Raw genomic sequence first — 16,185 nt, forward strand, 5'->3', positions numbered from 1 at the left:
TGCTAGGATAAAAGCTCCTGCAGAATCAGTCTGCAGGAGCTTTTATCCTATCCGAAAACGCAGTAGCAGAAAGCTCAGCGGCACTCCGGGAAACATATTCGCAATACACAAAATTTGCGAGGTGCCCTCCCCATATGGAGCGGGCACCTCGCAAATGCGCCTATACGCACCTATGTCAGGCGAACAGGAAGCCCTGGCCGTGGTGTTCCGGGTAGGTGTCAAACAGTTCGGCCACGGAGCCGTCTTCGAACACAGCGCGGATGGCGCTGGCCAGAAGCGGCGCGATCGATAGCACGGTCAAACCGTCCCAACGCTTCTCCTCAGGAATCGGCACGGTGTCGGTAAGCACGACCTCTCGGACGCCACTATTCTTCAAACGTTCGACAGCTGGACCAGACAGCACGCCATGCGTGGCGACAACGGTCACCGACTTGGCGCCGGCGTTCTTGAGCACGCTGCAGGCGCCTGCGATGGTTCCAGCGGTATCGATCAGATCATCGACAAGCACGCAGTCCTTGCCTTCGACGTCACCCACGACTCGGTTGGCGACCGCCTGATTCGGACGGGTGATGTCGCGCGTCTTGTGCACGAATGCAAGCGGGCCGCCGCCAAGACGCTGCGCCCACTGTTCCGCAACCCGAATGCGACCTGCATCCGGAGACACGACGGCGACGTTGTCAAGTTGGTTGGCGAAACGATCACGAATGTAGTCAACAAGCACCGGCATAGCGATGAGATGGTCGACCGGACCGTCGAAGAAGCCCTGGGACTGTGCCGCATGCAGGTCGACGCTCATAATACGGTCAGCGCCCGCAGTCTTAAGCAGGTCGAACATCAGGCGGCATGAAATAGGCTCGCGGCCGCGATGCTTCTTGTCTTGGCGGGAATAGCCCAGCAGTGGGCAGACCGCCGTGATGGAACGTGCGGAGGCACGCTTGAGCGCATCAATCATGATGAGCTGCTCCATGATCGACTGATTGATCGGAGCTGCGTGACTTTGCAGTACGAACACGTCCGCGCCACGCACGGATTCGGTGTAGCGCACGTACATCTCGCCGTTGGCGAAGTCGTATGCTGTGGTTTCCAGAACGTCGATGCCGAGTTGTTCGGCGACTTCCGCCGCCAGTTTCGGATGTGTTCTGCCTGTGACAAGGATAAGGTTTTTATCCGGCTTTCCTTCAAGGATTGCGCTCACCATGTCTCCAAACGTCTGTTTTCGCGTCAAGTGGACGTGACCCATATTAACCATCCGCGCAGACCGTCTCATCCGCGCGTGTTCACCTGAAATTTACCGGTACAGTCCGTGTTTGCCAATATATTGCACCACGCCGTCCGGTACGAGATACCAAACAGGTTCCCCGTGTTCCGCACGTCGACGTACATCAGTCGAAGAAATCGCCAGCGCCGGTATTTCCAACGTATCGACCTTGCCTTCCGGCAGTTTCACCCCTTCTGGCGATGAGTACCCAGGGCGGGTCACGGCCACGAAGTGGGCCAAATCCCACATTTTGTCGGCGTCTTTCCATTGCATGATTTCCGCGACCGCGTCGGCTCCGGTGATGAAGAAGAGTTCCGCGTCGGGATGTTGCGCACGGATGTCTCGCAACGTGTCGATGGTGTAGGTGACTCCCGGACGGTCGATGTCCACGCGTGATACAGTGAATTTCGGATTGGATGCGGTGGCGATGACCGTCATGAGATAGCGGTCTTCCGCGTTGGTGACGTTCTTGTCGAGTTTGAACACGGGGCGTCCTGTCGGCACGAAGATCACTTCGTCAAGGTCATACACCCATGACACTTCTGATGCCGCCACCAAGTGGCCGTTGTGGATGGGGTCGAACGTACCGCCCATGATGCCGATGCGAGGTCTGCTATGCCAGTTGCCGCGCGCTGAACGTCGGCCCGTGGCCACCGCGGAACCTGCTGATTCCACGGACAGGCCGGACATGCGCCGTTCCGGTTCCACCACATAGCTGATGGCAAGTTCGGAATCGGCTTCAGCGAATTCGGGCCGCATGCGTTTCGGGCCAGTCATGAGGCATCCTCGTTTTTTTGTTCCTGATCGGCATCCGCGGTTTCACGTCCAATGCTGTCAGCCGTGGGCGAAGCGTTGTCAGGATCGATCTTGCCCATATCCTCGTCCCACTCGTCCTGCACAACACGCCTGATTTCAGCGAAGGTCGGCAACGGGAAGTCCGGCTGGTAAGCACGCCGCACCTCGGCCACACGTTCGGTGACACGAATCAGCGTATCAGTCATGCCGTCGATATCCTGTTTGCGTTCCATGGCGCTGAATTTGGCGATGTACTGTTCCATAAGACGCATCTGCTCGTCGACGTTCCTGAGTTTCTCCTCGCTGAGTTCCACCACGTCGTCGGCGCCGGTTTCCGGCCAGCCAATCAACACCGCATCGGCATATTCGAGTGACGCGCGCTGTGCCGCCGAGGCGATGCCGTCCTCGATTTGCACAAGGAACACGTATCGTACAATGCTTAATCGTTCGGAGGCGAGCTTCAATCCCAGATATGGATCATTGAGATCCGCATTCCATGGATTCTTGACGTCGGTCATTGTTCCCTCCATCTGACTGTCGTTTTCGTTGATACCGTTTTGTTCGCTCATGCTCGCACCTGCCCCGTTCCGTAACCGATCCACTTGGTCGTGGTCATTTCGCGTAGTCCCATGGGGCCGCGTGCATGCATTTTCTGCGTTGAGATACCAAGTTCCGCGCCGAAACCGAACACTCCCCCGTCGGTGAAGCGTGTGGATGCGTTGACCATCACCACCGCCGAGTCGATGCGTGAAGTGAATTCCTCGATGGCCGAATAGTCTTCGGCGATGATGGATTCCGTATGTCCGGTGGAATGACGGTTGATGTGTTCGATGGCTTCGTTGAGTGAGTCGACCACTTTGATGCCGATTTTCAATGCCAGATACTCGGTATCCCAGTCTTCATCAGTGGCATGCATCAGTTCCACTCCGTCGATACCGGCTTTATCGATGATTGCGTAAGCTCGCTCGTCGGCATGCATTTCAACATTGGCGGCGGCGAGTGCGGCTGCGGCCTGCGGAAGGAACGTTTCGGCAATGTCCTGATGCACGAGGAGTTTTTCGGTGGCGTTGCAGACGCCGACACGTTGCGTTTTGGCATTGAGGATGATGGGAATGGCCTTGTTTTGGTCGCCGGTTTGGTCGACGTAGATATGTACGTTGCCAGCTCCGGTTTCGATGACCGGCACTTTGGAGTTTTGCACGACGGCTTGAATAAGACCCGCTCCCCCTCGCGGAATGAGTAGGTCGATGTGACCTTGGGCTTGCATCATGGCGGTGGCGCCCTGGCGTCCGTATTCGTCGACGGATGCGATGAGCGCAGGGTCGTATCCGTATTCGCGTAGCACGTCGGCGATGATGCCGAGTGTGGCTGCGTTGGTACGTTCGGCCGCGTGTCCGCCTCTGAGAAGCACCGCATTACCGGATTTGATGCAGAGCGATGCGACGTCGACGGTGACGTTGGGGCGTGCTTCGTAGATCATGCCAAGCACTCCGATGGGCACGCGGGCCTGTTCGAGTCGTAGACCGTTGTCGAGATGGTATCCGCGTACGATTTCGCCGATCGGATCCGGCAGGGTAGCTACGTGGCGTACGCCTTGTGCGGCTGCGTTGACGCGGGACACGTCGAATTTGAGTCGGTCAAGCTTGCCTGCGTCCATACCATGTTCAGCAGCTTCCTGCATATCGATGGCGTTGGCTGCGGCGATTTCTCCGGCACGAGCGTCGAGTGCGTCCGCGATGACATTAAGAAGCTCGTTTTTACGTTGCGTGTTGGTTTGGGCGAGTTGCGCTTGCGCGATTCGTGCAGCGTCGGCTTTGGCGCACACTTCGTTGAGCACGTCGGTTTCCATGGCGTTGGCTTGGGCTTGTAGGTTCGTCATAGTTCCCTAGATTAGCGCGAAAACGCGCCTTGTTCCGCAGCTTCGACCATTATTTCGTCGTAGCGTCGGAATCAGGGCGCGATTTCACATGTCACGTGGCCTCAGAGATTCATATCCGGAACCGTTCTCAATCAACCGTTATTCGACATGGAATCAGTGAATCTGGTCGAGGCCCGGATACAGTGGGAAGCCTTCGGCGAGCTTGTCGACGCGAGCCTTGAGGACTGCTACGTCAGCGTCCTTGCCAGCTGCGAGTGCAGTGCCGATGATGTCGGCGACCTCTTCGTATTCCTTGTTGCCGAAGCCGCGGGTGGCGAGTGCGCTGGTGCCGATGCGCAGGCCAGAGGCCACGCTTGCCGGGCGCGGGTCGAACGGAACGGTGTTGCGGTTGATGGTGATGCCGCATTGTGCAAGGAGGTCTTCGCCCTGCTGGCCGTCCATTTCGCTGTTGCGCAAATCGACCATAACGAGGTGGACGTCGGTACCACCGGTGAGGACGCTGATGCCGTTGTTCTTGACATCGTCGGCCATGAGGCGTTCGGCGAGGATCTTGGCACCGTCGAGGGTACGCTGCATGCGGTCTTTGAATTCCGGGGAGGCAGCAACCTTGAATGCGACGGCCTTACCTGCGATGACGTGCATGAGCGGGCCACCCTGCTGGCCCGGGAAGACTGCGGAGTTGAGTTTCTTGGCATAATCCTGCTTGGCGAGGATGAAGCCGGAGCGTGGGCCGCCGAGTGTCTTGTGGGCAGTGGAAGACACGACATCGGCGTATGGGACCGGACTCGGATGCAGTCCTGCAGCGACGAGGCCCGCGAAGTGTGCCATGTCAACCCAGAACTTGGCTCCGACTTCGTCGGCGATCTCCTTCATGGCCTTGAAGTCTTCGATACGCGGGTAGGCGCTCCAGCCGCCAATGATCATGGCAGGGTGGGTTTCGAGCGCGCGCTGGCGGATGATTTCAGGGTCAATGCGGAAGGTTTCGGGGTTGACTCCGTAGGCTTCGGCATGGTAGAAGCGTCCAGAGAAGTTGATCTTCATACCGTGGGTCAGGTGTCCGCCATGGTCGAGCGCGAGGCCGAGCACGGTGTCGCCCGGCTTGACGAGTGCCTGGTAGACGGCTGCGTTGGCCTGTGCGCCGGAGTGGGGCTGCACGTTGACGTATTCGGCACCAAACAGGCTCTTGGCGCGTTCGCGGGCGATGGTTTCGATCTTATCGACCTGCTCGCAGCCGCCGTAGTAGCGGCGTCCCGGATAGCCTTCGGCATACTTGTTGGTCAGCACGGAGCCTTGTGCCTGAAGCACTGCACGCGGCACGAAGTTTTCAGAGGCGATCATTTCCAAGCCGTTTTGCTGTCGGTACAGTTCGGCGTTAAGCACTTCGGCGATTTCGGGGTCCGCTTCGGCAATGGGTGCGTTGAATATGTCGTTCGGGGTTTGCGCGAGGGGCGATGCGGTCATTGAGCTCTCCTTGGCTTGGAATAAAACGTTGCCCGTACGAGCATGCGGGCTTAACGATGAAGTGTACGTGCATAAATCGTATAGGGGAATAGGGCGTTTCGAAACATGAAAGCAATCACGAAACAAGGAAGGAAACAATCGCCGATTTGCAAATCGCATGTCGTCCCATTCCACGGACGCCAAGCATGTTTCTTCCCGCCCGTAACGCTACACTCAATACTGTTTGACGTTATTGTCCGTTCTATTGCTAAGGAAATCCAGTGACCACGTTCCACAGCACCCGCAGTACCACCGATTCGCTCACCTCCAAGCAGGCCATTCGCAAAGGCATCGCCGACGATGGAGGCCTGTTCGTAACCGACTCACTGGGCGAAACCCACGTGGACATCGCATCCCTCGCAGGCAAGTCCTATCAACAGATCGCATTCGACGTGCTGAGCGTGTTGCTGCCCGACTTCACCGAAACCGAACTCAAAGCATGCATCAACGAGGCATACGGCGTGCAATGGTCCAACGAAAAGATCACCCCGGTCAAACCTCTCGGCGATGACTACGTGATGGAACTATTCAACGGCCCGACCTCCGCATTCAAGGACGTCGCATTGCAGATCCTGCCGCGTTTCATGGCACGCACCACCCCGACCGGTGACGACAACGAGAAAATCATGATCGTGACCGCCACTTCCGGAGACACCGGCAAGGCGGCGCTCGCTGGTTTCGCGAATGCCGAAGGCACGGGCATCACCGTGTTCTATCCGGAAGGCAAGGTCAGCCAGGTGCAGGAACTGCAGATGAGCACGCAGGCCGGTTCGAATGTGAATGTGTGCGCAGTCAAGGGCAATTTCGATGACGCGCAGTCCGCAGTCAAGCGAATTTTCGGTAACCGCGAGCTTGCCGACCGCTTGGCGTCCGACTCACATGTGGTACTGTCTTCCGCAAATTCGATTAATGTGGGGCGTCTAGTGCCACAGGTCGTCTACTATTTCTCCGCTTACGCGCAGTTGCTCGAACAGCAGGTCATCAATGTTGGCGATGAGGTCGAGTTCGTGGTACCGACCGGTAATTTCGGTGATATTCTTGCCGGATATTATGCGAAGTTGTTGGGCCTGCCGGTCAAGCATCTGGTTGTTGCGTCCGATAAGAACAATGTGCTGTTCGATTTCCTGACTTCCGGCACGTATAACCGTCAGCGCCCGTTCTATCAGACGATTTCCCCGTCGATGGATATTCTCATTTCCTCGAACCTGGAGCGCATGCTGTATTACATGTCCGACAAGGACACTCGTCTGATTGCCATGCTGATGAACGATCTGAACCAATGGGGCGCCTATGAGGTTCCCGAACCAATGCTGGCCAAGATCCGTTCCCTATTCGGCACTGGCTGGGCCGATGAGGATCAGGTGCGTGAGATGATCGCGGATTGTTGGAACAAGAACCATTACGTGATCGACCCGCACACTGCGTGCGGCTATTACGTGATGCAGCAGATGCCTCGCGATCCGCTGACGCCGCGCGTGCTACTGAGCACCGCCAGCCCGTACAAGTTCCCGCGCGTGGTCAACGAGTCCTTGGGTTTGGATGCTTCCGGCACGGATTTCGAATGCATGGACGTGCTTGCCGAGGCGACCGGCACTACCGCTCCGGCCGCGTTGCGCGGTTTGGAGACCGCCGACGTGCGTTTCGACCATGTCGTTGACATCGACGGTATGGAAGGTTTTGTCGAGCAGGCCGCCAAAACCCTGTAAACGAAGCGTGTCTTCGAACCGTTAACTCGTTACCGCCGGCCGTCCGCAATACGTGGGCGGTCGTTTTTCGTCAGGGCTGCTACAGTTGCATGCTCGGAGGCGAACCAGCATGACAGTACCAACAGCACCCGAGGCATCCAACAAGCCGACGATTTCCGCATCCGAAACGACACAGCAAACGCAATCGGCGAAACAATCAAGGCAGTCGAAGCAGCCGCAACGCAAACATGATCGTCTCATCACACGTGATATGGCGTTGGTCATGCTCGCGACCTTCTGCTTCATGTCGAGCAACATGCTCGCCAATCCGATCGTTGCCGGATATGCGGAATCATTGGGCGCGTCCGGCATGCTGATGGGTGTGGTGGCCGGGTCAATGAGTTTCACCTCACTGTTCTGCCGCCCGATCGCAGGCAACCTTTCCGACAAAACCAGCAAACGTACGCTCGTGGCGATCGGTACTGTGCTGTATTTCGCGGCGGGACTGCTGTACTATTTCGCGAACTCCCCCACCATGCTCATCATGGCACGTGTGATCAACGGCGTCGGTTTCGCATGCTGCTCGGTCTGCCTGGCCACATGGATGTCGCTGCTGCTGCCAATCCGCCATATGGGTGCCGGCATGGGCTTATACGGCACGATGAACGCGCTGGCCATGGCGGTCGGCCCAGCATTGGGTATTCGCGCGCAAAAGCACATCGGCTATCGGCTAACGTTTTTGAGTTCGCTGATATTGGCGGCGATTATGCTGATCGCCACGTTGATGGTGAAGAATGGCGGACAGCCGGTACGCAAAAAGCAGACTTCCACAACGGAGAATCCCTCCGCTGCCGTAGACATTGACGGTTCTGCTGGCGCAACCAAAAAGCATCTTTTTTCGATCCGTTCGATTTTAGAACCACGCGTGGTGCCGTTGTCGTTGACGTTCATGATGTTTGCGATAGCGTATTTCGCAAATCAGTCCTTCATCGTGAGTTATGTTCAGTCTCGTCATCTGCCGGTATCGTCCGACCTGTTTTTCATGTTTTACGCGGTCGCGTTATTGGTGTTGCGACTGGGCTTGCGCGACCTGTTCGACAGCAAGGGCTTCCGTTTCTGGCTGACGGTCTGCTCGTTGGGCATGCTGGCGATGCTCGCGTGTATGACGTTCCTGTTCAACGATTGGATGCTGTTGTTGGCCGCGATCTTCACTGCCATCGGCTACGGTCTGATGAGTTCAGTCACGCAGGCGCAGGCCGTGGTAATCGCCGGCCGCGAGCGCAGTGGTATTGCGAATAGTACATATTATGCGGGTATTGATTTGGGTATGTCGGTTGGTCCGTTTGTGGGTGGTTTGGTGTATGGGCATTTGCCTGCTGTGTGGTTTTATCCGGTGTTTATGTTAGCGATGCCTGTTGCTTGGTTGATTTATTTGTTGTGTGTGAAGCGTGTTTCGCGGTAGTTGTTGGCATCGTGTGCGAGGTTTCTGCCGTAAACCATTCCAAGCGCGTGTCGTTCTAACTGTTTTTGCGGTCGGTCGTATTTTCCATATACGGCAATATGACCGACCGACGCCCATCCTGGCTCGTGCAAGGCGTCCATGCCGAAGGGGAGATGTCAAGATCGGCCCTTGCCGCCGTATTCCGTTCCAGCCTTTCCGTCTATTTGACTTGGTGGATTTTGTTGCCTTTGACCATGTAGGCATGGCGGGCCATGTCGATCATGGGTTGGTCGAAACGGCTGTCCGTGTAGAATTCGTCCACGCGTGCGTTGTCGCCGTAGAGTTCGCGGAATCGTTTGGGCTTGTTGGTGTTGAAGTTGAGGTAGTTTACGTTCAATGTGCTGCCATCGATGGTGGATGAGACCAGATGCTGCACGCCAAGCCTGCGGCAGGCCTCCCCTACCGTGATATCGAACGAGGCGGTGAGGATCACATCGTCTTCGCACGGCTCATACCAGGGTTTGATACGTTTCATGTTCTGATCCCAGAAAGCGTTGACGAGTTCTTCGAATTCCACCGATTCGGCCAGTTCGCTCAAATATCCGTGGCATAGTTTGCCCACGCCGTATTCCATTTGGTCGAACGTGGCCCGTCCGAGTTTGTATTTGATGGCATAGCGCAGTACCGGGGCGATGTACCGCAATACCTTCAGATTGTATTTGGCCGAAAACAGGTACAGATCGAACAGGCTTTCCCCGTCATAGATGGTTCCATCGAAGTCGAACACACGCATGTAAGCAGCTCTCACTTCCTCGTATGCACGTATCCAATACGCGCCATTGCACCTCATGCTAAAGTCCGAAGGCTGATTCCTTCTTACACCAAGGTGAACGGCCGGCGACCGCAATGTGCACAAATTGCACATCTCAATGCACATTCGGTTCATGTCACGTTTGGAAGGAGGAACCACCACAACAACACAGTCGGACCGCTATTCGCCCCATAGGAGCCGTTCGCGCTGCTGATACTCCTCATCGAACAACGGCTGGGCCTTCGTGTCGATGAGCTTGGCGAATTCCAGATCCTCATCTCGTTCCACCCGATGCTCAGCCATATTCCATTGGTCATGGTACGTGTAATGCAATGCCTCGGCATCCGTTTTCAGAACATGCGACCGGTAAAGGTCCCGTTCGAATAGAAGCGTATCAACCAACCATCCTGGCTCGTCCGGAAACTTGCTGATGCCATTGACGTACTCCGCACGATACGCGTCATGGACAAGGACGGGCAACGCATCGATACGCAAAAGCTCCTTGAACATGATAAGCCGTCCGATTCGACCGTTGCCGTCCGAAAATGGGTGAATCTTCTCAAACGTCCAATGGACACGGGCGATCTGATACGGTTCATCCTCAAGTTTCGTGCACATATCAAACAGCCTGTCCATAAATTCGGGAACATCCTGCGGCAGCGCAGTCCTTGTCGGAGTGGCAGGATTGCCGATAAAGTTCGGCCGAGTCTTGTAGCCGCCCACGTTGAAAAGCGAGTCGGAGACCTGTCTGGTGCCCTGCTTGAGAATGGCATGCAGGTGACAGACCATATCCCGGTCCACCGGCTCATCAGCATGGTCGAGAATCCAACGGAACGCAGCGAAATGATTACGGGTTTCCAACGCATCGTCAGGATTGACCTGTTCGCTGCCATCCGTGGTATAGGTACCGGTGGCAAATAGCTGCGCGGTCTGTTTGGCAGTAAGGGTGGAACCTTCCATATGATTGGAATTCCATGCGAACTGGATTTGTGTAGTCGTGTAAATGCCGTCACCATATCGAGTATCACGCTCTCGGATAAGACGCTCCACGATACGTTCCGCCATAACCCCATCCTTCCTTCATTCCGCTCGACTATCCTCCCATGGTAATTCATTTAGGCTAGAAACCGTGGTGGATGTCGTATATCCTGCAGGTTGGTTCCATGTCGAACGTGACCGTGTCGAACTGTTCGGGATGGTGCACGAACGTATCGATCAGTTTCCATTGGCGACGGCTGATGCCGATACGATAGTCCGGGCGGACCATAAGCACCGGCGCTTTCGGCTGGAGTTCCTCCAAGAGCTGCGCGCGCTGTTCGAAGCATTCATCATCGTCGATCCATACGATCGGCGCGGGTTCATTCTCTTCGCATTCGATGCGTACGCGTCGTTGGATGGTCTGCCATTTGCCTGTCTCACGTCCCCATTTGGTGACGGGATCGTACCAGGTGATGACATCGACCAGCATGGGATCCCAGCCGAGCATCGGGTCGAGAATCTGACTGCAGTATGGCTGCCAGGTGGACAGCCACCACAATTTCACAATGCCGTTAACTGCCAACGCGTACATGGCGTCGGACAGTTCGCTGGACCAGTGGATGCGCCATGAGCCTACGGGCGTGTGGGCTTTTTCGTTGCCGTCCAAGTGGAACGCTTTTTCAGGATTGTACATTTTCGCGTAGGGACTGTCGGGCTTCGCCCAGGTCATAACTTTGTTCACGCCGCCCCTGCGCAAAAGCTTGTCATCCGGAAAGGCGTTGAGCACCCCATCGAAATCCGTGAACGCCACAGGCTTGGAAAACATTTTCAAATCCGTCATCACCACTCCCCTTTCAATCATCAACTATCTTCTTATATTGACCTTACGGTTTCCGCACTACGTTTTACCTGACAAATACTGACAGCACCGCCATCGTTTTATTTGCTACACTCGGATTGGTTCGGCACGGACGCCGGACGACCGCAGGCACGAGCATAGGCAACCGCAAACATGGTCCATAGATGCGCAAAACATGATGCGCGGACGCATCCAAACAAGCGGTCACCATCACGCAAAGGAGCGAAACATGGCAGACGAATCATCGAAGATTCCAGAGAAAACCGTCGAACAAATCTTCGATGAACGTTATCCCCTCGACAAATGGGAGGATTCAAACTACTCGATACTCGACAAATTCTCAATGCGCGGACGCAAAGGCTTCGTCACCGGAGCCGCAGGCGGTCTAGGACGCAACGCGGCGGCCGCGCTCGCCCAAGCCGGAGCAGACGTCGCACTAGTCGACCTGCCCAGCCAAGAAGACAAGCTCACCGAACTGGCGAAAGACATGAGCGAACGTTTCGGCACCAACGTCATCGCGCTCACCTGCGACGTCACCAACGTCGAACAAGTAGCCGAACTCAAAACACAATTGGTGGAACAGCTGGGCACCGTCGACTTCGCGTTCCTCAACGCCGGAGTCAACGTACCGGGCGACGATCAAGACGCCACCGAAGAAGTATGGACGCGCACCATCAACATCAACCTCAACGGTACCTACCGTACCGGCCGCATCGCGCATGAAATCATGCGCGAACACGGTCATGGCGGCTCACTGATCTTCACAGCCTCCCTGTCCGGACACAATGCGAATTACATGATGGGAAGTCCGACGCCGGTGAACGCGTATGGCGCCACCAAAGCGGCCATCATGGAACACTCACGTTACCTTGCCGCAGCGCTCGCCAAAGATGGCATCCGTTCCAACACCATCTCCCCCGGATACGTGTGGTCTGGAATTTTCAATGGCCGTATCGACATGCCTGGCCACGACGCCATGCTCGAAGTCGTGCCAATGCACCGTTTCGGCACGAATGACGAGATTGCCAGCACGGTGCTCTTCCTCGCCAGCGACGCGTCCTCGTACGTTACTGGCACTGACATTCGCGTAGACGGCGGCTACAGCATCTTCTAATCACCGTACCCCATTTGATAAATGGCCGGTCGCAGCTAATGTGCTTCGACCGGCCATTTATCTGGTGGTGGTTTCTAGAACATACCGCTACACATGCTTGCGGCGTATCAACGTACCGGCAGTGGTTCCGGCTCCTGCAAGGAGGAGCCTGACCGCGATAATGGGAACGATGTCGGAGCCCGTGCGAGGCGAGTCCGCGGTCGGTTTTCCATCGGCCTTGCTGGCATTCTTGTCTTTCGGGGGCTGCTTGTCATTCGGCTTGGCCTCGCCACCGCCCGGCTGGTCATCAGGCTTCGTTTCCCGAAGCTTCAGACCGTCCAATGCCGTGTTAAGGAGCGTGGCGGCATTGGAGACAAGACCGTTCTGTTCGCTGCTGAACGTGGTGTTGTTCCACAGCGAGAGGGCCTGCTCGTACGCTTCCGTGAGAGATGCGACCGTATCCTCCGTGTATTTGCCGAATTCGGCAAGCTTGGCCTGTGCCGCCGCGATCGGAGCTTCGAGCGCGCTCTTGTCGAGTTCGGTCGGATCATCATACATGGCCTGATATCCTGGGATGGTCAGTTTGGCGAGCTGATCGTACATCTTGGAGTAGAGGCGAGCGTTGAAGTTCATGACACTGAACCCTGCGCGGGACAAGTTCATCTGTCGGATTTCCAGATTGTCTGGATCGTAGGCGCCTTCGGCGAACGTCATGTCGGACGATTCGCTGTCGGACGCGCCCTTGCCTGTTCCGCTGGTGTCGAGCGCGCTGCCCGTGGAGTAGTCGAACGGGGTGCCGTCCTTGCCGCTCCATGCGTTGATGATGAGGCTCGACGTGCGGAACGGGTCAGATCCGACTCCTGCATAGTTGTAGCCTGCAATGTCCTTGCCGGAGGAAACGGTGTCGCCGTTCTCATCGACGAAGTAGATCGGGTTGCCGTCGACGTCGAGCGGATACCCGTCGGGACCCCACACGTTGTCGGTGATCACTGCAAGACCGTCACGGTCGGTATAGCTGCCCATGCGGGATTCGCGATACCATGCGTTGTCGGTCGTGGCCGTCGGATGCAGGAACAGTTCGGCTCCGGACGCGGCATAATAACGACCGAGTTCCGGATAGAAGTGGCCGTCTCGACAAATGTCGATACCGGCCTTGAGTGGCTTGCCGTCCAAGCCGGTCCACTCGGGCATCTCGAACATGACCGGCGTGCTGCCAGGCAACGACCATGCGGTTTCCTCGGATCCGGCGCGATGCATCTTCTGGTAGGAGTCGGCGTGCCCGTCAGGGAACGCTATGGCAGCGGAATTGTAGACCTTCCGCACGCCGTCGCTGTCGGTGATGAGACTCTCGGTGATTTCAGCTTGGGAGGCCGCCATCTTGTATGCTGCGGAGTCTAGGGCGCTTGAGGAAACGCAGCCGGTGAGTGCCGCGACGAAGGCCATGGTGGCGCACAATGCGACGCTGCCCACCGCCGCAACCGCCATGTTGAGCTGTCGTTTGAACCATATGGATTTCGCGGTGACGTTCGCTGCCGCGTCTTTGTTCTCCGTTGTCGTACGGTGCGACGTGGATGTCCCTCTCTTCAACGCGCCATGCTTCCCCGAAATTTCCCCGCTCTGGAAAACATCATAGGAGATAAACGGAATTGTATGACAGTTCGTTTTCCACTTGGCTTCTGAATTCCGAAGAGTAGCTAAAGAGTACTCATGCCCGATTCTGCGAGCGCGATCATTTGACGTTTCCTTTGTTGTTGAACACTGTTTTGCCCATATCTCGCTTATGTATGGCAGATTTGCGAACTTGTCCGGAGATATCTTGCTTATATATGGCAGGTCAGTCCGTCAAAGCAGTAGGTAGGGGGTATGAAAAACCTCATTTTCGCGAAAACGACTGCCATATATAAGCGAGATGCCTCATGTCACATCCCGAAATCTGCCATACATAGGCGAGATACAGCCTGCTTTGCTCAGCACAAGGCCGACAGATCCAGAAAATGCGCACGATGACACGTTTCAAACCATACTTCGCGCAGGATCTTTTTCCGATTTGTTCCCTTGACAGGTCTGACGCCTACTGCTTGGGCAGTTCGCGGCGGCGCGCAACGAGTCAACGAACTGTGCACACGCAAAGGCGGGTATGATGACGTTTATTCTCACTTGGTATCGGCACTTGAAATCCGAAGAACAGTAAGGAGATAATCATGTCCGACATCAATCCGTCAGTAGCCTCGGCAGCACAGAACCCTCCTGCATCCGCACGACTCGAAGCAGGACTAATGGCCCCGGACTTCACACTTCCCAGCGACAACGGCGATAGCATCACGCTCTCCGCATTGCGCGGCCAGAATATCATCCTATACTTCTACCCTGCCGCGATGACTCCCGGCTGCACCACCGAGGCCTGCGACTTCCGAGACAACCTCGAACGCCTGCGCTCCCGCGGATTCACCGTGCTCGGCGTATCGAAGGATCCGTTGGACAAGCTCATCCGATTCCGCGGGCGCGATCATTTGACGTTCCCGTTGTTGTCGGACGCCGATCTGACTGTGCATCGTTTGTATGGTGCGTATGGTGAGAAGAAATTGTACGGCAAGGTCTATGAGGGTGTAATTCGTTCGACTTTCGTGATCGATGGTGATGGAGTGATTCGTATCGCCCGGTACAACGTGCGCGCGAAGGGTCATGTTGATTCTTTGCTGCGGGCGCTCGACAAGCTTGATGGTTCCGTTTTCTAGTTTGGAATGCGATGCCGCTTTGTTTATAGATCAGCTTTTTCATGCGAATGACGCAAGCAGCGTCAGTAGCGGGTAGATGCCGAATTCCTGATAGAGGTCGTGCAGTGTGCCGATGTCTTCGAATATGGTCTCTTCGACAAGCCTTTCGAAGGTCTCGTAACGGCGCGGGGCACGGCCTCGTAAGAGAAGAGGAGAAGCGCGATGAGACTCAGACTTCCGACAATAAATCATCGTCTTCCGACATGTCAGCCCACGGCTCGCGTGTACGGTTTGCTTGATCGTGTTGGCGATGCGTTGGCTGAGGAGCGTGAACGTTTGGAGTTGAAGGCGATTGAAATGCTGAAGGGGCCGAAGCATCTTGCGCAGCCGGAGCCGGTGAATTATGCTTGGTGGGATGATGGTTCCGGCGTATACAGCGTTGGCTGATAGGTCCGGTAAGCTAGTGTGTATCCAGCGGAGAGGGACGTGCCATGGTAATGCGGCGCAATTATGAGCAGACGGTTGCGGGAAGGCATCGCATGATGAGGCGTGCCGACCGTGAGGTGGCCGATCCGCAGCAGGTCGAGGCGATTATCGCAACATGCAAGATCGTGAATATTGCATACACCGATGCGGAGGGCATCACCATCGTGCCGTTGAATTTTGGATACGTATTCGACACGGAATCCAATCATCTCACCTTGTATTTCCATGGTTCTGCAACCGGACGTAAGATGGACGCGGTCAAGACCGCGGGCAACGCGCTTCCTGTAGCATTCGAAATGGCGACTGACTGCGAGGTGGTCGAGGGGCGCACGCTGTGCAATTGGGGCGAGGCGTTCAAGTCGATCGTCGGCAATGGTACCGCGTCCATCATCGACGATCTTGACGAGGCGCGCCAGGGACTCGCACTGCTGATGAGGCAGCAGGCCGGTATGGAGCATGTGGAGTTCACCGACCAGCAGGTATGCGCCGTCACCGTATGGAAGGTGGAAGCGGACTACTTCACCGCCAAAGTGCGCGAAAAGCCCCAGCCGCATACGCACTGACCTCATATCGCACCTGACGCAATGATGCGCTGCTTCCAAGCCCGGGGATGGGAATTGGGAACAGCGCATCAGATGTAAAACGCTAGACCGAAGTCCGGCTGCAGCCAAGTTGCAAGTCAGGCC

General features: G+C 56.2%; 15 protein-coding genes. 6 read left to right on the top strand and 9 right to left on the bottom strand.

Annotated features, from left to right (window positions below):
* Positions 1 to 175 precede the first annotated feature (175 nt).
* The 5 genes from BBKW_RS05755 to glyA form a co-directional block, all read right to left on the bottom strand.
* On the bottom strand, positions 176 to 1,198 hold the full coding sequence (locus BBKW_RS05755; RefSeq protein WP_033501057.1) for a ribose-phosphate diphosphokinase: 1,023 nt from the start codon (positions 1,196 to 1,198) through the stop codon (positions 176 to 178).
* 90 nt (positions 1,199 to 1,288) lie between these two features.
* Positions 1,289 to 2,017: a nicotinate-nucleotide adenylyltransferase gene (nadD, locus tag BBKW_RS05760; protein ID WP_162198775.1), complete on the bottom strand. Its 729-nt coding sequence runs from the start codon at positions 2,015 to 2,017 to the stop codon at positions 1,289 to 1,291.
* A gap of 14 nt (positions 2,018 to 2,031) precedes the next feature.
* The gene (locus tag BBKW_RS05765) at positions 2,032 to 2,583 is read right to left on the bottom strand and encodes a hypothetical protein (RefSeq protein ID WP_033501119.1); all 552 of its coding nucleotides are present in this window, start codon (positions 2,581 to 2,583) and stop codon (positions 2,032 to 2,034) included.
* 35 nt (positions 2,584 to 2,618) lie between these two features.
* Positions 2,619 to 3,932, bottom strand: a complete 1,314-nt coding sequence (locus tag BBKW_RS05770) for a glutamate-5-semialdehyde dehydrogenase (RefSeq protein WP_033501055.1) — start codon at positions 3,930 to 3,932, stop codon at positions 2,619 to 2,621.
* 153 nt (positions 3,933 to 4,085) lie between these two features.
* Positions 4,086 to 5,393: a serine hydroxymethyltransferase gene (glyA, locus tag BBKW_RS05775; RefSeq protein ID WP_033501054.1), complete on the bottom strand. Its 1,308-nt coding sequence runs from the start codon at positions 5,391 to 5,393 to the stop codon at positions 4,086 to 4,088.
* A 260-nt stretch (positions 5,394 to 5,653) separates the two neighbouring features.
* Here glyA and thrC point away from each other — a divergent pair, with 260 nt between their 5' ends.
* Entirely contained in the window at positions 5,654 to 7,138 is a 1,485-nt protein-coding gene (gene thrC / locus BBKW_RS05780) for a threonine synthase (protein WP_033501053.1), read from the top strand.
* Between the two features lie 109 nt (positions 7,139 to 7,247).
* On the top strand, positions 7,248 to 8,579 hold the full coding sequence (locus BBKW_RS05785) for an MFS transporter (RefSeq protein WP_231858450.1): 1,332 nt from the start codon (positions 7,248 to 7,250) through the stop codon (positions 8,577 to 8,579).
* Between the two features lie 199 nt (positions 8,580 to 8,778).
* Here BBKW_RS05785 and BBKW_RS05790 read toward each other — a convergent pair whose 3' ends face one another.
* From BBKW_RS05790 to BBKW_RS05800, 3 genes are all read right to left on the bottom strand, one after another.
* Complete coding sequence (locus BBKW_RS05790) at positions 8,779 to 9,351, bottom strand: haloacid dehalogenase-like hydrolase (RefSeq protein WP_033501117.1); 573 nt, start codon at positions 9,349 to 9,351, stop codon at positions 8,779 to 8,781.
* 198 nt (positions 9,352 to 9,549) lie between these two features.
* The gene (locus BBKW_RS05795) at positions 9,550 to 10,434 is read right to left on the bottom strand and encodes a Fic family protein (RefSeq protein ID WP_033501052.1); all 885 of its coding nucleotides are present in this window, start codon (positions 10,432 to 10,434) and stop codon (positions 9,550 to 9,552) included.
* Positions 10,435 to 10,489: 55 nt separating this feature from the next.
* Positions 10,490 to 11,188 (bottom strand): hypothetical protein, encoded by a 699-nt coding sequence (locus BBKW_RS05800; protein WP_033501116.1) that lies wholly within the window; start codon positions 11,186 to 11,188, stop codon positions 10,490 to 10,492.
* A 247-nt stretch (positions 11,189 to 11,435) separates the two neighbouring features.
* Here BBKW_RS05800 and BBKW_RS05805 point away from each other — a divergent pair, with 247 nt between their 5' ends.
* Positions 11,436 to 12,320 carry an SDR family NAD(P)-dependent oxidoreductase gene (locus tag BBKW_RS05805; RefSeq protein WP_231858451.1) on the top strand — a complete coding sequence of 295 codons (885 nt, stop codon included), beginning with the start codon at positions 11,436 to 11,438 and terminating at the stop codon, positions 12,318 to 12,320.
* 87 nt (positions 12,321 to 12,407) lie between these two features.
* Here the strand turns inward: BBKW_RS05805 and BBKW_RS05810 are convergent, their stop codons facing one another.
* Entirely contained in the window at positions 12,408 to 13,886 is a 1,479-nt protein-coding gene (locus tag BBKW_RS05810; protein ID WP_051920310.1) for a carbon-nitrogen hydrolase family protein, read from the bottom strand.
* Between the two features lie 614 nt (positions 13,887 to 14,500).
* Here BBKW_RS05810 and bcp point away from each other — a divergent pair.
* The 3 genes from bcp (at position 14,501) to BBKW_RS05825 (ending at position 16,062) form a co-directional block, all read left to right on the top strand.
* Complete coding sequence (gene bcp, locus BBKW_RS05815) at positions 14,501 to 15,034, top strand: thioredoxin-dependent thiol peroxidase (protein WP_033501051.1); 534 nt, start codon at positions 14,501 to 14,503, stop codon at positions 15,032 to 15,034.
* A 201-nt stretch (positions 15,035 to 15,235) separates the two neighbouring features.
* Positions 15,236 to 15,460, top strand: coding sequence for a hypothetical protein (locus BBKW_RS10950; protein ID WP_226670997.1), 225 nt, complete (start codon positions 15,236 to 15,238; stop codon positions 15,458 to 15,460).
* Between the two features lie 44 nt (positions 15,461 to 15,504).
* Complete coding sequence (locus BBKW_RS05825; RefSeq protein ID WP_033501049.1) at positions 15,505 to 16,062, top strand: pyridoxamine 5'-phosphate oxidase family protein; 558 nt, start codon at positions 15,505 to 15,507, stop codon at positions 16,060 to 16,062.
* Positions 16,063 to 16,185 lie beyond the last annotated feature (123 nt).

It is taken from the genome of Bifidobacterium catenulatum subsp. kashiwanohense JCM 15439 = DSM 21854, assembly GCF_001042615.1.
Taxonomy (GTDB): Bacteria; Actinomycetota; Actinomycetes; order Actinomycetales; family Bifidobacteriaceae; genus Bifidobacterium; species Bifidobacterium catenulatum.